General features: G+C 59.4%; 16 protein-coding genes. 9 read left to right on the top strand and 7 right to left on the bottom strand.

Annotation, left to right across the window (positions count from 1 at the left end):
- Positions 1-5: 5 nt before the first annotated feature.
- Positions 6-1,907 (top strand): biosynthetic arginine decarboxylase, encoded by a 1,902-nt coding sequence (gene speA / locus G5134_RS08730; protein ID WP_017766029.1) that lies wholly within the window; start codon positions 6-8, stop codon positions 1,905-1,907.
- Positions 1,908-1,985: 78 nt separating this feature from the next.
- Here speA and G5134_RS08725 read toward each other — a convergent pair whose 3' ends face one another.
- The 3 genes from G5134_RS08725 to G5134_RS08715 form a co-directional block, all read right to left on the bottom strand.
- Entirely contained in the window at positions 1,986-2,504 is a 519-nt protein-coding gene (locus G5134_RS08725) for a hypothetical protein (RefSeq protein WP_065018720.1), read from the bottom strand.
- Positions 2,501-4,483 (bottom strand): alkyl/aryl-sulfatase, encoded by a 1,983-nt coding sequence (locus G5134_RS08720; RefSeq protein ID WP_065018721.1) that lies wholly within the window; start codon positions 4,481-4,483, stop codon positions 2,501-2,503. The genes G5134_RS08725 and G5134_RS08720 overlap by 4 nt, the downstream gene beginning before the upstream one ends.
- A 251-nt stretch (positions 4,484-4,734) precedes the next feature.
- Positions 4,735-5,655, bottom strand: a complete 921-nt coding sequence (locus G5134_RS08715; RefSeq protein ID WP_279450434.1) for a LysR substrate-binding domain-containing protein — start codon at positions 5,653-5,655, stop codon at positions 4,735-4,737.
- Between the two features lie 313 nt (positions 5,656-5,968).
- Here G5134_RS08715 and G5134_RS08710 point away from each other — a divergent pair, with 313 nt between their 5' ends.
- Entirely contained in the window at positions 5,969-6,157 is a 189-nt protein-coding gene (locus G5134_RS08710) for a hypothetical protein (protein WP_010634417.1), read from the top strand.
- 64 nt (positions 6,158-6,221) lie between these two features.
- Here G5134_RS08710 and G5134_RS08705 read toward each other — a convergent pair whose 3' ends face one another.
- The 3 genes from G5134_RS08705 to G5134_RS08695 form a co-directional block, all read right to left on the bottom strand.
- Positions 6,222-6,512, bottom strand: a complete 291-nt coding sequence (locus tag G5134_RS08705) for a hypothetical protein (protein ID WP_065018723.1) — start codon at positions 6,510-6,512, stop codon at positions 6,222-6,224.
- Positions 6,513-6,791: 279 nt separating this feature from the next.
- Entirely contained in the window at positions 6,792-8,798 is a 2,007-nt protein-coding gene (locus G5134_RS08700; RefSeq protein WP_065018724.1) for a methyl-accepting chemotaxis protein, read from the bottom strand.
- A 193-nt stretch (positions 8,799-8,991) separates the two neighbouring features.
- Entirely contained in the window at positions 8,992-10,287 is a 1,296-nt protein-coding gene (locus G5134_RS08695) for a hypothetical protein (RefSeq protein ID WP_421231970.1), read from the bottom strand.
- Between the two features lie 247 nt (positions 10,288-10,534).
- Here G5134_RS08695 and G5134_RS08690 point away from each other — a divergent pair, with 247 nt between their 5' ends.
- The 4 genes from G5134_RS08690 to G5134_RS08675 all read left to right on the top strand — a co-directional run bounded on the left by G5134_RS08690 (position 10,535) and on the right by G5134_RS08675 (position 13,672).
- Complete coding sequence (locus G5134_RS08690; protein ID WP_065018725.1) at positions 10,535-10,918, top strand: Rid family detoxifying hydrolase; 384 nt, start codon at positions 10,535-10,537, stop codon at positions 10,916-10,918.
- Positions 10,919-10,940: 22 nt separating this feature from the next.
- Positions 10,941-12,230 carry a serine dehydratase subunit alpha family protein gene (locus tag G5134_RS08685; RefSeq protein WP_043166427.1) on the top strand — a complete coding sequence of 430 codons (1,290 nt, stop codon included), beginning with the start codon at positions 10,941-10,943 and terminating at the stop codon, positions 12,228-12,230.
- Between the two features lie 58 nt (positions 12,231-12,288).
- The gene (locus G5134_RS08680) at positions 12,289-12,942 is read left to right on the top strand and encodes a helix-turn-helix transcriptional regulator (RefSeq protein ID WP_005299461.1); all 654 of its coding nucleotides are present in this window, start codon (positions 12,289-12,291) and stop codon (positions 12,940-12,942) included.
- 142 nt (positions 12,943-13,084) lie between these two features.
- Positions 13,085-13,672 carry a histidine phosphatase family protein gene (locus G5134_RS08675; protein WP_065018726.1) on the top strand — a complete coding sequence of 196 codons (588 nt, stop codon included), beginning with the start codon at positions 13,085-13,087 and terminating at the stop codon, positions 13,670-13,672.
- A gap of 58 nt (positions 13,673-13,730) precedes the next feature.
- Here the strand turns inward: G5134_RS08675 and G5134_RS08670 are convergent, their stop codons facing one another.
- Positions 13,731-14,408, bottom strand: a complete 678-nt coding sequence (locus G5134_RS08670) for an HNH endonuclease (RefSeq protein WP_231939817.1) — start codon at positions 14,406-14,408, stop codon at positions 13,731-13,733.
- 350 nt (positions 14,409-14,758) lie between these two features.
- Here G5134_RS08670 and G5134_RS08665 point away from each other — a divergent pair, with 350 nt between their 5' ends.
- From G5134_RS08665 to G5134_RS08655, 3 genes are all read left to right on the top strand, one after another.
- Positions 14,759-15,127 carry a VOC family protein gene (locus tag G5134_RS08665; protein WP_065018728.1) on the top strand — a complete coding sequence of 123 codons (369 nt, stop codon included), beginning with the start codon at positions 14,759-14,761 and terminating at the stop codon, positions 15,125-15,127.
- Positions 15,128-15,797: 670 nt separating this feature from the next.
- The gene (locus G5134_RS08660; RefSeq protein WP_156559991.1) at positions 15,798-16,595 is read left to right on the top strand and encodes a hypothetical protein; all 798 of its coding nucleotides are present in this window, start codon (positions 15,798-15,800) and stop codon (positions 16,593-16,595) included.
- A 13-nt stretch (positions 16,596-16,608) separates the two neighbouring features.
- Positions 16,609-17,294, top strand: a 686-nt coding sequence (locus G5134_RS08655; RefSeq protein ID WP_421231969.1) for a hypothetical protein, incomplete at its 3' end; no start/stop codon positions are given.

Raw genomic sequence — 17,294 nt, 5'->3', positions numbered from 1 at the left:
AGCCCATGACTAACTGGTCCAGCAAGGACTCCTTGAAGGTCTACAACGTTCCCTACTGGGGTGCGGGTTTTTTCAACATCAATGACGCCGGTCATGTGACCGTCGCTCCCGACAAGTCACGCCCTGACGCACAGATCGTGCTCTCCGATGCCATCGAACAACTGCGTCAATCCGGGCTGACCACTCCGGTACTGCTGCGTTTCCCCGACATCCTCAAGAGCCGGGTCGATGCGTTGTTCAACGCCTTCGGTCAGGCCATCGAGAAGTCAGGCTATGAAGGGGACTACCTGTGCGTTTACCCGATCAAGGTAAACCAGCAGCGTCGCGTCATCGAGACCATCAGCCAGTCCTACAGCGACAAGCCCCGGCTTGGCCTGGAAGCTGGTTCCAAACCGGAACTGCTGGCCGTGCTGTCCCATCACCATGAGCAAGGCTCGGTGATCGTCTGCAACGGTTACAAAGACCGCGAATATATCCGCCACGCCCTCTTGGGCAACCTGATGGGCCACAAGGTCTACATCGTGGTGGAGAAGCCCTCCGAGCTGGAAATGGTGCTGGACGAGTCAGCTCGCCTCAACATCAAGCCCAACATCGGGGTGCGTGCCAAGCTCGCTTCCACCGGCTCCGGCATGTGGGAATCGAGCGGCGGCTCCATGTCCAAATTCGGTCTGTCCGCCTCCCAGATCCTGGCGCTGATCGAGCGTCTGCGTGGCCTGGGCAAGCTGGACTGCCTGCAGCTGCTGCACTTCCACCTGGGTTCCCAGATCGCCAACATCCGCGACATCCAGGGCGGTATCCGCGAGTGCGGCCGTTTCTACGCCGAACTGCGTCGCCTCGGTGCCAACATCGAAGTGGTTGACGTGGGTGGCGGCCTGGGCGTGGACTACGAGGGAACCCGTTCCCAGAGCCACTGCTCCGCCAACTACAGCCTCTCCGAGTACGCCAACAACGTGGTGTGGGGCATCGGCGACGTGTGCCGCGAGTTCGACCTGCCGCACCCGACCATCATCAGCGAGTCCGGCCGTGCCCTGACCGCTCACCACGCCGTGCTGGTCACCAACATCATTGGTGCCGAAGGGGTGGAGATGAACGACATCAGCGCGCCGGACGAGGATGCGCCCACCATTCTGCAGAACATGTGGAAAGGCTGGCTGGACCTGCGCGGCGAAGATCCCTCCCTGCTGGAGATCTTCCACGACTCGGTGGCAGATCTGGGTGACGTCAACACCCAGTACACCATGGGTCTGCTCAACCTCGAGCAACGCGCCTGGGCCGAGATGCTGCACCAGAACACCTGTCTGGCGCTCAAAGAGATGCTCAACCCGGTCAACCGCAACCACCGCGCGCTGGCCGACGAGCTCTCCGAGAAACTGGCCGACAAGTGCTTTGCCAACTTCTCCCTGTTCCAGTCCCTGCCGGATGCCTGGGGTATCGGTCAGGTGTTCCCGGTGATGCCGCTCTCCGGCCTTGAGCGTCCGCTTACCCGCCGCGGCATCCTGATGGACATCACCTGCGACTCCGACGGTCAGGTCGAGCACTACGTCGACGGTCTGGGTGTGGAAAGCACCCTGCCGATGCCGGTCTACGGTGAAAATGAAGAGTGCCATGTCGGCTTCTTCCTGGTGGGCGCCTATCAGGAGATCCTCGGCGATCTGCACAACCTGTTCGGTGACACCCACTGCGCAGAAGTGTGGCTGGACGAGGAAGGCAAGATGGACATCCGCAACGTGGTGCGCGGCGACACCGTCGACCAGCTGCTGCGTTACGTCAACATCGACCCGTCCGTCATTCGCGAGAACTACCAGCGGATCGTCTCCCACCCGGCGCTGGACGACGCGGCTCGCAAGGCCCTGCTCGAAGAGCTGGAGCTGGGTCTGCAAGGCTACGCCTATCTGGAAGACGAATAAGCGCCCGCGCTGGTTCGTTGCCCCGATGGCAGCAAAGAAAAGGGAGGCAGATGCCTCCCTTTTTTCATGTCTGAACGGTCATGAGCCCAGGGCCAGGTGCAAGTCGTGCTGCAATTGCCGGCCCTCCTCGCCCGGCAAGGCAACCACGCCCAGCCGCAGCGCCTCCTCTATGGTGAGGGTGCCGGCCAGCAGGGCGTCGAGGGCCACCTCGCTCAGCAGCATCATCCGATCCCTGGGGTGCGGGCCGGCAGTATGGAGCTGGAGCAGCAGTGACTCCTTGCCCCGCAGCCTCGACCAGAGCCCGGAATCGACCAGCAGGATGGAGACGCCGCCCCTGACGCTGGCCTGCTGGAAGCGGCTCTTCAGGGTCTGCAGCCAGGCCTGGCTGCGGGCAAACCCCGCCTCGCCGGTGAGGCCAGGCAGACGGGCCACCCTGTCATTATTGACCGCTGCCGCGGTCGCCATGGCAACGTCGAGTGCGCCGGGCCAGCTCTGTTCAAACGGATTGGGATAGAGTGCGTCATAACCGCAGGTCTGCCCCATCCCCGGGATGAGGCAGAGCAGGGTCATGCACACGTGCAGGGTGCGTCGCATCATGGGGTCACTATGTTGAACCAGAAGTTGAACTTGTCGAGCAGGCCGACGAAGTCGCTGAAGGTCTGTTGGTTCCCCTGAACCTTGATCTCGCCGCTGGCGATCTTCTGCTCCAGCGTGCCCTGACCCAGCTGGATGTCGTCCAGGGTCTGCTTGCTCAGGGTGAGGGTGACATCCGGCTTGGCGGCATAGTGGGTGCTGTGGTTGAGCACGGCGTTCTCCAGGCTCAGGGTGTGTTTCTCCCCGATGTCGGTGAAGTCCATGTTGATGACCATCTTCTTGCCGGCCGCTTTCTCCGGATTGATCCGCACCGCCAGATAGTCGAACAGCATGCTGGGGCTCATGGCGCGAATGGTGTCCGGCGAGGCGGTGACGGTACCGCCAGCGGTGGGCACGCCGTTGCGCAGCTCATAGGCCCCCTGCAGATAGACGGAGCGCCATGGGCCGGACTCGGCCTGATAACCCAGCTGCTCGAGCGCATCGGCCAGCAGCAGCTTGCCCTCCTGGTTGTTCGGGTTGGCGAACACCAGATGCTTGAGCACTTCCGCTACCCAGCGATATTCCCCCTTGTCGAACGACGCCTTGGCTTTCTTCAGGAGCGCCTGCTCACCGCCCATGAACTCGACGTATTTGGGGCCGACCATCTCGGGTGGCAGGTTGTCCAGATCGGAGGGGTTGCCGGAGTACCAGCCCATGTAGCGCTGATAGACGGCCCGGCTGTTGTGGCGCAGGGTGCCGTAGTAACCGCGGTTCGGCCAGAAGTCGTTGAGCTCGGGGGGCAGAGCTATCTTCTCCGAAATCTCCTCACCCGTGTAGCCCATGTTCATCAGCCGCACCGACTGATCGTGGATGTACTTGTAGAGATCCCGCTGCTTCTTGAAGTAGTCGACGATGCTGGCATTGCCCCAGCGTGGCCAGTGGTGGCTCTGGAACTTGACCTGGGCCTGGTTGCCCCAGGTCTCGATGGTCTCGTTGAGGTAGCTGGACCACTTGAGGGCATCGCGCACCTGGGCGCCGCGCAAGGTGAGGATGTTGTGCATGGTGTTGGTGGTGTTCTCGGCCATCCAGAGCGCCTTGCTGTCCGGGAACCAGGTGTTCATCTCGGCCGGAGCTTCGGTGCCCGGGGTCATCTGGAAGACCATCCGTACGCCGTCCAGAGTAACCTCTTCCCCGCTCTTGGTGATGAAGCGGGTCGGCAGCAGCAGGGAGGGAACGCCAGCGGAGACGGTCTGCCCCAGGCCGCCATTCACGCCTCCCTGGGCATTGCGCGGCAGCAGGGCGCCATACATGTAGACGGCGCGGCGGGCCATGGCGTTGCCGGCGATGACGTTTTCCGAGACCGCATGCTCGGTGAACCCTTCGGGGGCGATGATCTGAACCCCGTTCTTTTTCACCTCGTCCGGCGAGTTGAACAGACCGGCGGCCCCGCCGTAGTGATCCACGTGGGAGTGGCTGTAGACCACGGCAGTGACCGGTCGCTCGCCCAGGGTCTGGTTGATGAAGGAGAGGGCCGCCTTGGCGGTCTGCGGCGAGATCAGCGGGTCGAAGACGATCCATCCCTTGTCGCCCTGGATGAAGGTGATGTTGGAGAGATCGAAGCCGCGGATCTGGTAAATCTTGTCGGTCACCTTGAACAGCCCGTACTCCATGTTCAGCTGGGCATTGCGCCACAGGCTCGGGTTGACGGTATCCGGCGCCGTCTTGTCCAGGCCGATGTAGGTCTTGTATTGCTCCAGATCCCACACCACGTTGCCCTGCTCATCCTTGATGGTGAGGGTATCCGGTTTGGCGATGAAGCCGCGCCGGGCGTCCTCGAAATCCTGCTTGTCGTTGAATGGCAGGGTGTGCAGCACATTCTGGTTGGCCTGGATGGTAAATTCGCTGGCCGGCTTGGGGTTGATGACGGCCCAGGCCGGCTGCAACAGCAGGGAGCCACAGAGGCATAGGGTGACAATGGTGTGCGTCGAGAACTTGAGCTTCATCTGTTTTCTCCAGATTGTGGTGGGCAGGCCGGACCAAGTGCAGTCAGACTCTGATGCCCCCAGTAAACAGGGTGAGTGACGGGTAACCGAGATGGCGCCTGACGACATGTCCCATGAACATGGTCAGCATCGATTGGTTAGTCGGGCGTTGCGGCATTGCGCCGAGGGCACGGCAACGGGGTCGGCACCAGAGTAGTCAAGCCGGCCGCAACAATCATGGCAGCCGGCAATAAACGACAGTTAAGCGGTGGTTAAATGAGGGGGACGCCGGCGCTGATGAGGTGCAGTTGGCGGATAAACCATTGGAGGGCGGGATCCCGGCCCTGCGCCTGGTGCCAGCTGATGTAGACGGGGCAGTGGCTGGAGGCCCAGGGCAGCGGAAAATCCTTGAGCCGCAGGGTGTCGCGCATCTGCTCGACATGCCACTGGCTGACCACGCAGAGCCACTCGGTCTGGCTGACCAGGGAGAGGGCGGTGAGCAGGGCGTTGCTCTCATAGGCAATCTTGCGGGGAGGCAGGGCCTGGTCGCTGAGGCTGCGGATGACCCAGTCGTCCTTGCGGCGCACATCCCAGACCACGTGCTCCTCGGCAAAGAAGGTTTCGAAGTCGAGGCTCTCCTCAATGCGCGGATGATCGGCGCGACAGGCCACCCTGAGCTCCAGGGTCAGCAGGGATTCGTTGCAAAAGCCGGTCTCTTCCAGCGCCGTGCTGGCCAGCACCAGGTCGATGTTTCGAAGGCGCAGCGCCTGCTGACGCAGATGCTCTTCAAACATGCCGGGCACCGACTCCACCCGACAGTGGGGCGCCACCCTGGCCAGATGGGCGAGCAGCGCCGGCAACAGCAGGAGATCGAGGTCCGGGTGGCTGGCGATGCGAAAGATACGCTGGCTGGTGAGGGGATCGAACGCCTGATTGAGCAGCAGGGAGCGTTCCATGGTATGCAGGGCGGTGCGGATCTCCCGGTGCAGGGCGAGGGCACGGCTGGTGGGGATGATCCCGCGGCCATCGCGGCGAAACAGGGGCTCGCCGATGAGGTCGCTGAGCCTGCGAATGGCCTGACTGATGGCGGCCGGGGTCATCTCCAGGCTGGCGGCCGCGGCCGATACCCCCTTCTCGGTCATGACGCGATCGAAGATGCGAAACAGGTTCAGATCTATGTGGGAGTGGCTCATATCTGCCTCCTCTGTGGGCCTGGTCGTGTGGCGCCAGGCGCTGGCTGTCGCCGGGCCCCGCCATGGGGTGAAGGGCGCCTGAGGGGCTGCGCAGGATCCGCTGCCCCAGCTCACATTGTGGCGGGCGTGGCTGACTGAGAACTTAACGAGCAGCATATGACCATCGCTAAGGCAGAAGAAGCGCCTTTCGGGGCTCTTTTACCGAGAAATGGTGGCGTCGGCAACCTGGCTTGATCTGCATCAAGTTTGTAACGCTCTGGTTACTTTACGGTCGAAAAAGGATGTGGGTAGTAGGTAACAGAAGGATGGATGTATGGAGCTTGAAAGGGACCCGAGATGTTATACCGACGTCTGTATCGACGGTAAGTGGTATCACTATGACCACTGCAGCACGCACGTTTACATGCTGATGGGAGGGGCGGCGCCGAGCATGACGCTGGCTTATGAGCCCAGCAGCGAGGAGGAGCTTATCGAGATGCTCCGCCAGCTCGCCTGCGGTTGAACCATATTGCTGCAGCCATCGGCAGCTTGCCGATGGCCGCATTTCGTCTATCTGCTCAATTTACTCAACTTTCTTGGCGCTGTCCCCGCAGTGCCTTGCCGAGCGCCTGCACGGCGATGGCCGCGGCGTAACCGGCGTCTGACTTGCCCATCTCGTCGGCCACGTAGAGGAAGTTGGAGCCATACTTCTCCACCGCCTCGCGCGCGTTGGCCGCGTCGATGAAATCCTCTTCTACCTCGAACCCCTGCGCCAGCAGCGCGGCTTTCTCGGGCAGGAAGGTGGGGGAGGCCATGTCGATAAAGGTGTACTGCTGCCGGTTGGAGGCCGGGATAGAGAAAAACTGGTACTTCGCCATTTGCGATACCTCGCCTGAACTTGTGTGTCGTAATGCGAGCTTCCTCTCGCCGAACTTTCGTCGAACTGCCTCTCGGGCGTAGAACTGATCCCCGGGCCTGTTGCAGGCAAAAGGGTAACGTTCGAATCTTGTTGTGGCTGCAGATTACCCCGCTTTCATCTCATTGCACAATGGGCAGTCGATACTTTTTTCGCCAAGAAAAACAATGCAGCCTGACGGTCTGAATTTGCAAAAAAAACCAGCCCCGGCAAGGGGCTGGCGTGGGTGACGGGCGCCGGCTCAGAGCACGAAGCTTTGCACCATGGCACGCAGCTGCTCGGTGAGCTGGTGGATCTGGCGGGCGGCGTCGCGGGCGGCGTTGGCTACCTGCAGCGCCTCGTCGCTGCCATCGGAGATGCGCACCACGTTGCGCTCTATCTCGTTGACCACGGCCCCCTGCTGCTCGATGGCGCTGGCAATGACCGAGTTGGTGTCGACCATGCTGCCCACCCGCTCGGTGATGGCGCCAAAGGCCTGCTGGGCCTCCTGGGCCAGACCGACCCCCTCCTGCGCCTCGCGGCTGGCGGCGGACATGGCGCTGACCGAGGCGCGGGCGCCGGTTTGCAACTGCTCGATCATCTGCTGGATCTCGACCGTGGCCCCCTGGGTGCGACTGGCCAGCGAGCGCACCTCGTCGGCCACCACCGCGAAGCCGCGCCCCTGCTCGCCGGCGCGGGCCGCCTCGATGGCGGCATTGAGCGCCAGCAGGTTGGTCTGCTCGGCGATGCCGCGGATCACCCCGATGACGCCACCAATCTGGCTGCACTGCTGCTCCAGCTGGCCGATGGCCTCGGCGGTGCGCAGCACCTCGCGGTTGATGTGGTCGATGGCGGTGATGGTGCGCTCGACTACTGCCTCGCCCTGACCCACCACGGCCTGCGCCTCCTGGGTCATGCGGGCGGCCTGCTGGGCGTTGCCCGCCATGTCGTGGGAGGTGGCGGCCAGCTCCTTGATGGCGGTGGCCACCTGATGGGTCTCCCCTTGCTGATCGGCGATCACCTCCTGGGAGCGGCAGGTCCGCGCTTCGATGTCGGTGGCGCTCTCCACCACGCTGACACCGTTCTCCCGCACCCGCAGCATCAGGGTGCGCAGGGTCTGCAGGGTCACGTTGTAATCCCGGCTGATGGCGGCCAGCTCATCCTGGCCGACGATCTCGATCTGCTGGCCGAGATCCTGGGCGTTGACCCGGGCGGCGATCTCCCGCACCCGACCCACGGTGGCGCGCAAGGAGAGGTAGGCGCCGATCATCAGGTAGAGATAGACCAGCAGGATGGCGGTCAGCGGCCCGGTCACCCACCAGAAATGGCGCTGGTTGGCGGTCATGCGCTGGTGCAGGTCTGCCTCCAGCCGCTGGCGCACCTGACCGGCCAGCGTCGTGATGGCGGCATCCAGCCCATCCCCCAGCGCCAGCACCTCCTGGCTGGAGAGCTGCACCTGCTGATCCTTCATCATCTTGTTTTCTAGGGTGTCGACCCCCTGATGGGCCTGCTGCAACAGGGCGTCGGTCTGCTGGCCCAGCTCGCTGCGATAGGTGGGCGCCATCTCGTAGAGCAGGGTCAGGTCGGCCTCCAGCTCCTGCAGGGTGGCGTTGATGAGGTCGAGGCGAAAGCGCAGGGCGCTATACCCTTGCGCCTGAAACAGGCCGAAGTCGGCGATGGTGGCGGCTCTGTCCCGCACCTGGGCCAGCAGATCGCGCAGTTGCGGCAGTCGCTCGCTGGCGAGCACCACCATGTAGTAGGTGCCGAGCGCGGGATCCTGCACCAGGCTGCTGGCGGCGGTAATGCTCTTGTTGAGGTGGCGCACCTCGGTCAGCAGCTTGTCGTGGCGCAGGTTGCTCTGATCCACCTCGAGCCCGAGCGCCTCGTTTTGCAGGCCGGCCCAGCCCTGGGCGAGGGCATCGAAGGTGGGGTTTTGCTGTCCACTGGCGGCAAAGGCGGCCAGGCTCGCATCGACGGCCCGGGCCGCGGCCTTGACCTCCTCCTCGCCGACCGGGTTCTGTTCATAGCCGTGCCGGGTGACCAGGTTGCGGTGGGTCAGCAAGGCTTGTTCGATAGCGGGCAGAGGCGCCAGCTTGACCACACCGGCCAGCTCCTTGCGGGCCTGGGCATTGTCGTCCTGCAGCCGACCCAGCAGGTTGGTCATGCTGTAGGCGAGCGGCAGCAGCATCAGGCAGGACCAGAGCAAAAACTTGTACTTGAAGGAGAGCTGATTGCCGAGCCGGATGGCGGGCATGAATATCCATTTCATATGAAGCCTCGGGCCCCGAGGGGGGCATGTAGCGGGATGGCTGGATATTACTCCTCGCCGGGGAGGCTCGGTTGGAAGGGCGGTGGAAGTTGTGATCCTCTTGGCTTTTTCACTCTGGAAGGGGGCTGAATGGGTCAAACAGACGGGCCACCCTCAGGGTGGCCCGTCGCCGATGACACAGGGTGCCGGCAGATCAGTTGAAGGCGAGGAAGGGCGAGACGCAGAGCAGCAGACCGGTGACGATGATGATGTAGAGGGAGACCCCCTTGTACTTGTGCAGCGCCGGCACCTGATAGACCAGGTAGGCCGGGATGAGGCAACCCACCATGCCGAAGATGGGGCTGCAGATGGAGGTGAAGCTCAGTACCGGGGCGTTGAGCACGATGGCCCCCCAGGAGAGCTGCACGGTGAACACCATGATGCCCTTGCCTACCAGCCCTTTGTTGATGCGATCTTCCGGCATCACCCGGCGCAGCAGGTTCATTGCCAGTCCCTGGCAAGCCTCGCGAAAGCCCAGATAGACGCCGAAGTAGGCGGTCATCACAGCGAAGATGTTGAGGGTGAGGCTGAGCAGCTTGAGGGTCTGGCCCGGCATGCCCTGGGCCACCATGGCCAGCGCCGAGATGTTCTCCTCGGAGGCCTTGACCGCCTGCTCGTGGCCCATGGCCAGGGTGAAGGAGACGGCGTAGAAGAACACCACCACGAACAGGATGCCGAAGGCGATGTTCATGGCGCGCATCGCCTTGAAGCGGGCCACTTCCAGGGATTTTTCCCGGGAGCGGTAGGAGATCACCATGGGGCTCAGGCTCTGGATGAAGAGAATGGAGGTGAGGGTGAAGGGGAGCATGACGATGGCATCCTTCAGCCAGTCACCGCTGGCCGGCATGGCGGTGATGTTGGCGGCATCCCACTTGCCCACCATCATCAGGCCGAGCACTGCCACCACGCTGATCTTGGTCAGCACCATGAAGGTGGAGATCTTGAACAGCAGGTTCTCGCCGCGCGAGGCCAGCGCCACCAGGGCGCAGATCAGCACCAGCCCGTAGAAGGGATTCTCGGAGAGCAGTTGCTGGGTGACCCCGAAGCTTTGCAGGAAGGAGGCGCTGTCATTGGTGATGGCGGTGGAGTAGACGAATACCCAGATCACCAGCATCACGAAGTAGAGGGCGCCGAGCAGCACGCCCCAGTTCTTGCCGAGGTAGCCGCTGATGACACTGGGGTAGTCCTTGCATTCGGGCGAGGTGGCCAGGGTATTGATGAAGAGGCGCTGGAACATGTACATGGCCGGGTAGCCGATCACCGCCGACAGCAGAAACACCCACAGCCCCATCAGTCCCACCTGCACCGGCAGGAAGACGATCCCCGCCCCGATGGCCATGCCGATGCTCATGATGACCCAGCCCCAGTCGGTGCTGTCAAAACGAACCGCTTCTTTCCATTCCAGCGTGCCCATCACGGGCCGGGTGAGTGTCGTACTGTGCGCGTCCATAAAATACCTTGTTTTTGTAGGGGTAAAATCAGGCGCAAATATAGTTGAATAAAAAGCGGCAAAACAATGCTTTTTATCGCTCTTCTACCTAAAGAGGGAGACAGATCACGCTTTCAATTTGCGCCTGCTACCGAATTTATCGCTGTTTTTGCAGGTTTTAGTTGAATGGAATGCCTAATAAGCAAATAATGTTGAACAAGACGAGACTATTGATTGCAAAAATAATTGCATTTTAAGGAGTGGCGATATGAAAAAGATCATAGTGGCGGATGCCGCACCCGATGCCATCGGTCCCTACAGCCATGGCACAGCCTATGGCGACCTCATTTTTACCTCTGGCCAGCTGCCGGTGTGCAAACAGCAGGGTGGCGTGGTGGAAGGGGGCATCGAAGCCCAGAGCAGTCAGGCGCTGGAGAACCTCAAGCATGTCTTGGAGGCCGCCGGCGGCAACCTGGATACCGTGCTCAAGACCACCTGCTATCTCGCCGAGATCAGTGATTTTGCCGCGTTCAACGAGGTTTATAAACGCTATTTCCTGAAAGATTGCCCGGCCCGCAGCTGCTTTGCGGTGAAGGATCTGCCGATGGGTGTCAGGGTGGAAGTGGAAGCGATCGCTCACATCGCTGGTTAATGTTGATAGAAAGGGTGTTCTGATGAAGCAAGCGTGGCAGCAGTATCTGCAGATTATTCAACAGGTTGTCAAACCGGCGCTGGGCTGTACCGAGCCCATCGCCGCCGCTTATGCCGCCGCCGTCGCCGCCCGGCAACTGGGCTGCAAGCCCGTCCGGCTGGAGGTGGTGGTGTCGGACAACCTCTACAAGAACTCCATGGGGGTCTATGTGCCGGGCACCGGCAAGATCGGGCTGGCCATCGCGGCGGCTGCCGGCGCCATCGGCGGTAACGCCGAGGCCGGGCTGGAGGTGCTGGCCGCCATCACGCCGGCCCAGGTCGCAGAGGCGCAGGAGCTGATCGATGCAGGCCAGGTGCAGGTGAGCCGCACCTCGGCCCCCGAGTTCATCTATTGCCGGGTCCGGCTGCTGGGCCTTGATGCAGAGGGCACCGAGCACAGCGCCGAGGTGACCCTGTGCGGCGGCCATACCCGCATCGTCGAGCAGCGCCGCAATGATGAAGTGACCTTCACGGCCGAGCAGGGCCAGGGCGGTGCCACCGGCGCCATCTGCGACGGGGTCGACATCAGCATCGCCGCCATTCATGAATTCGCCACCCAGGTGGAGTTCGAGCAGATCCGCTTTATCCTGCAGGCCTCCGAGCTCAACGGCAAACTCTCCGACGAGGGGATGAACAACCCCTATGGCCTCGAAATTGGCCGCACCATGCAGCAGAACATCCAGGCCGGCCTCATCGGCGAGGACGTGATGAACCGCATCGTGATGCGCACCGCGGCGGCCTCCGATGCCCGCATGGGGGGCGCCAGCCTGCCGGCCATGAGCAACTTTGGCAGCGGCAACCAGGGCATCGCTGCCACCATCCCGGTGGTGGTCATCGCCGAGCGCTTTGGCGCCAGCGAAGAGCAGCTGGCCCGCGCCCTCATCATGAGCCACCTGGGGGCCATCTATATCAAGTCCCACTATCCGCCGCTGTCGGCCTTTTGTGGTAACACGGTCACCAGCGCGGCGGCCGCCATGGCCATGGTCTATCTGGCGGGCGGCAGTTTCGAGCAATCCTGCCACGCCATCCAGAACGTGCTGAGCGACAGCGCCGGCATGGTGTGCGACGGCGCCAAGGCCTCCTGCGCCATGAAGGTGAGCACCTCCTCCGGGGCGGCGGTGCGCGGCTTCCTGATGGCACTCAACAGCCATGCAGTGTCGGGGCAGGGGATCGTGGCGGGCAACGTGGAGCAGACCATTCGCAACGTGGGCCAGATGGTCAAAGACGGCATGTCTGCCACAGACAGCACCATTATTGATATCATGTCCGCCTGAGTGTCCCTGTCGGCTGCCGCCCTTGCCCGGGTCGGCGGCCCTTTTATAAGGTTTCAATGTGAAGCTGCAAGAGCTGAGTCAGACCGATTTCGAGATCCTCAAGGCGATGGAGATCATCGTGGACGGCATCGCCGCCATGTATGGTCAGCACACCGAGGTGCTGCTGCACAGCCTGGATGCGCGCAATCCGTCGATCATCAAGATTGCCAACGGCCATATCACGGGGCGCAGCGTCGGAGCCCCCATCACCAACCTGGCGATGATGAAACTCAAGAGCGGGCAGGATATCTCCAGCCCCTACATGACCAAGTGCGCCACCGGCAAGACGCTGCGCTCGCTCACCACCGTCATTCGCAATGGCGAGGGGCAGGCCATCGGTCTGCTCTGCATCAACACCGACATGGACGCCCCGCTGCAATCCGTGCTGCGCACCATGATGCCGGAGTGCCTGCACGGCCACGATGGTCATGCCACCCCGGAGGTGTTTGCCCGCAACATCGACGAGGCCCTCAACAGCACCATTGACACCGTCAGTGCCGAGGTGCGCGGCAACGAGGCGGTGCCCCCGTCCCAGAAGACCCGGGTCATGGTCAACCAGCTGCACGAGCTCGGCATCTTCGAACTCAAGGACAGCGCCCAGATAGCGGCTCGCCAGCTCGGCATCTCGGTTCACTCCATCTACCGCTATCTGCGGGAGATCAAGAAGGGCTGAGCACGGAGCCTGCCGGCATAAACGGGTCACCATTGACCCGTTTTGTTTTTTTCTTTCCCCCGTCTGTGCCTTGGCTGCCCCGGCACATCTGCTACCATGCCTCTTCAGTTTTTGTTATCTCGTTGAACCTGCTGGAGAAACCATGTCCCGTACCCTCTATCTGCTGCGCCACGGCCAGACCCGTTACAACGCCGAACTGCGACTGCAGGGGCGCTGCAACTCCGAACTGACCGCCAAGGGCGAAGCCCAAGCCCTCGCCATGGGGGCCCGTCTGGCCAAGCTCCTGGTCGAGCCCGCCGACTGGACCCTTTACGCCAGCCCCCTCGGCCGGGCGCGCCAGACCGCGGAGCGGGTGTGCCAGCAGCTTGGCCTGGACCAAGCGCGTATCGTCTGGGACGAGCGGCTGATGGAGTTGGGGATGGGAGAGTGGGAGAGTCGCCGGGTGCCCGAGCTGCTGGCGGCCCACCCCGAACTCGATCTGGAGCAGCCAGACTGGTATCTGCAAGCCCCCGAGGGGGAGAGTTTTCAGAGCATTCAAGGCCGGGCCCTGAACTGGCTGCAGGATGAGCAGATCGCCGAGCGCGCCATCGTGGTCTCCCACGGCCTGTTCGGCGCCATGCTGCGCGGCGCCTATGCGGATCTGGACTACACCACCACCTGGCTGCAGGAGCTGCCGCAAGATGCCTTCTTCAAACTGAGCGATGGCCGCATCGAGCGGATCCCCTGCTGATCCCGGCCAAAACGGCTCGCCATTGGCGAGCCGTTTTTTTATGAGCGCAGCAGGCGCGTTATTCTCGTACCAGCCTGGGCAGCGCCTGGTAAAGAGCTTCACGCTTTTGTGCCTGGTTGACGCCATAGTGCAGCTCACGGTGGCAATTAGGGCAGAGCGCCACCGTGTTGCTGATGGTATCCGAACCCCCTTCGGCGAGTGTGCGCAGATGATGCACCTCTAAGAAGGCGTCTCCCGTGGTGGCATGAAAAGGGGCCGGCTGTGCGCAGCTTTCGCAGTGGCCCGCCGCCGTCATCAATACCCAAGCCTTCACCTTTGGATCCCGCCCATAGCCAGGGTTGGCTCCATAACGCTGCTGTAGTTCTTGGATGCCTGTGGGCGTGGGGAGTACTGGCTTGATCTTGTAGCGGCTCACTTGATGCTCAAAGGCAGCCTTGCCGGTATAAGGTTGGCCATCGAGTTCACAGAGCAGGCGCTCTATGATGGGGGCATTGTGAGGGCCCACGTTTTTAGCTGGCTTGAGACCTGATACCCAGGTCCGCCCTAGCAGGGCGCAGATATAGGAGATGTTCTGCATTCGATACTCGAATGCCTTCTCGGTGCGGCCAAACTGGTTAGCAAGTTCGGTGTAATAGCGCTTTTTGACGAAGGGGATGCCATTTTGCTCCATGGTGCGCATCGCCAGGTAGGCGCCGACAGTCGCCCTTAATTCCTCTTCTGTCCATGTCCCGTGCAAAACTGGCTCCTCAGCCCTGTTTCTCGGTCGTCTCGCCCCCCGACATGATCGGGATGGCCCCATCCGAGTTACCTGATATGGCGCGCATCTTAATCCAATCGACACCTTATTTCAGCTGTGTTGGTACAATAATGTGTTAATCATCAAACAATTACGTTAGTTATGGCCTGCAAGAGGCTTATCAGACGCAGTGATGCAGGCCAACGCCGCCTTCACTCAGCTAGCGGCTTTGCTCGGCCATCTTTGCGCCATTCGGCACAGATGCTGGGTGTGCAATTGGGTATGATGAGGGGGCCCACATGCCAGTCTGTCGGGCCAGCACTATCGACACACATCAGCCAGGAGGGGACATGATCAGCCATATCGACCATCTGGTATTGACGGTCAGTGATATCGAGCGGGCCGTCGCGTTTTACAGCTCGGTGCTCAACATGGAAGCCATCACCTTTGGGGCGGGGCGCCGGGCCCTGCGCTTTGGCAACCAGAAGATCAATCTGCAACTGCTGGGGCAGGAGCCGCGCAACCGGGCGCAGGTGGGCTCGGGGGATCTCTGCCTCATCACCCGCTGGCCGCTGGAACAGGTCATCGCCCAGCTCCATTGCCACGGGGTGGAGATAGTAGAGGGGCCGGCAACCAAGAGCGGGGCCTGCGGCCCCATCGAGTCGGTCTACTGCCTGGATCCGGATCAGAACCTGATTGAAATCAGCCGCTATCCCTGATGGCGCTTGGCATCGGGTGACGGCCATTGATGCCGCACTGCCGGAGCAAGTGCTGAGGGGCCCGCACGTCGGCTCCATACTGCTGCACCGCCGCAACGGGCTCTAGGCTGAGTTCCTAAAGTGGTTGAAAAGCAGTCTCACCACTTTGTAGAGCCCTATCCCTCCAAAAACACAGCATTTATTCACTTCAAGACCACGTAAATCAGGCCTCTTTAGAGGCCCAGTTCATGGCTTGAAATTGCTCTGCATCTGAAATATGAACACGTTAAGAACACAGCCTAGGAACGCGCAGCTGATACAGTCTTCGTAATGCCAGTTCTAATAAGGTTCTGACATATTAGTCTCATTCGAAAACATCCAGCATGAAAATCAAGCCCCAAATGGGCACTGTCATTATCCATGCAGATACAAATGATAATGAATTCTATTGGCATGTGGGAAGCGTTATCATATGAGTGTGGCTATCGAAGACCTAATCGTAATATCCCCTAAAACACTAACAATAATAACAACTTACCAGTGCACAGCCGCTTGTGCTGAGTGCTGTTTTGAGTGTACCCCCAAGATCACACATCGACTTAGTCTTAAAGAGATACTGGGAGCCATTGACTCTGCAATAGAAATGTATCCTGACATTGAAATTGTTGTATTCACCGGAGGTGAGTGCTTCATGCTCAAAGAGGATCTTTTTACCGCCATTAAGCATTGTACAAGTTATGGACGACAGACTCGCTGCGTTACAAATGCATACTGGGCGAAGAACGTTGACATGGCAGTCCGTTATGCACGGAAGCTGCATGACTCTGGAATCAGTGAAATAAATATCAGTACTGGCCTCGATCATCAACGTTGGGTTTCGGAAAAAACAGTACTTAATGCAGTAGAGGCATTAACTGAAAATAATATTTTCACACTGGTTACAGTCGAGAAAGATACCGAATCATCAAGTTGCTTAGAAAGCATGCAGAAGAATGATTTAATAAAAAAACTACAAGCAGACGATACTAAATTTAAGTTGCAGTCTAATGCGTGGATGACATTTTTTGAGGATAGTACAGCGAGAGGATATATAGACAGAGATGCTATTGATAAAGGCTGTGACCAAGTATTCGAAAACATTGTCATAACACCCAAGAAAAAAATATCAGCATGCTGTGGCCTTACTTTGGAACACATCAATGAAATGAAAGTGGGTGAAATCCATGACTTAAGTGGATATGTAGAACACCAAAAAAATGATTTCTTAAAATTATGGATTAAAGTCGATGGCCCAATAAAAATAATAGATAGTCTACTCGGGGAGGGAAACAATAAAACAAAAAACGTAAGCCACCAATGCGAGGCTTGTGTAATGCTCCATAAAGATCCTGAAATTATTATAAGCCTTAAAAAACGCTACCAGCACTATATTCCATACGTGCTGAATAAATACTTATTAACTAAGTCTGCGACTACAAACCAGCGGTAAGCTAGAGGATACAATGAAAAAATACGTGGAATATGGCCTTATTGGTCTTGTTGGACTGAATGCGAACACTGTATTGGCTGAAGACAACGACAATACACTAAAGAAAAGAAAGTTTGGCGAACCTGAAAGTGTGAAACTCAGCAATAACGCTGTGACTACACCGCTACGGCTCTCTATGAGCAGAGTTCATCTTCCACCCGAAATATGGGAAGACGTTGAAAACCTATCAAATACCTGGAGCGTTCTCATTGGGGCAAAGCTCACACCAAAGGAATATACCAAAGCGGTTAAGTCGTTGAAGATATCTGATAAAAGTAAAAAGCACATTACCAGTTCTAAAGAATATAAAATATTAACATCTCTAGCTTCAGAGAATAATATTGCTCTGGCAAAAAAGGGAGACTATGAACAACTTATAAATAATTTAATGGCTGAGGGAATATTAGATAGTAATGCAGAATCGCACTTAACCAATAAAATTGAAAGTCTAATTACTAAAAACAAAGTTATCAGATCGACAATTGAGGATGGTTTCAATACAAACCAAACATTAAATGATGTTTCTCAAACAGACATGGAGCAACTGGTCTCAGTATTTAGTGCCAGCCGAGTTGAGCCTAGGGTGTACAGATCTAGTTATCACCTGACACCGGCCTCAAACCGGTGTCTTGTTTACGCTACTTTAGTGCGCACTTCCTT

The organism is Aeromonas sp. 600276 (genome assembly GCF_049175815.1).
Lineage (GTDB): Bacteria > Pseudomonadota > Gammaproteobacteria > Enterobacterales > Aeromonadaceae > Aeromonas > Aeromonas dhakensis.
The sequence above is the reverse complement of the archived record's forward strand: the minus strand, read 5'-3'. Positions and strand labels throughout refer to the sequence as shown.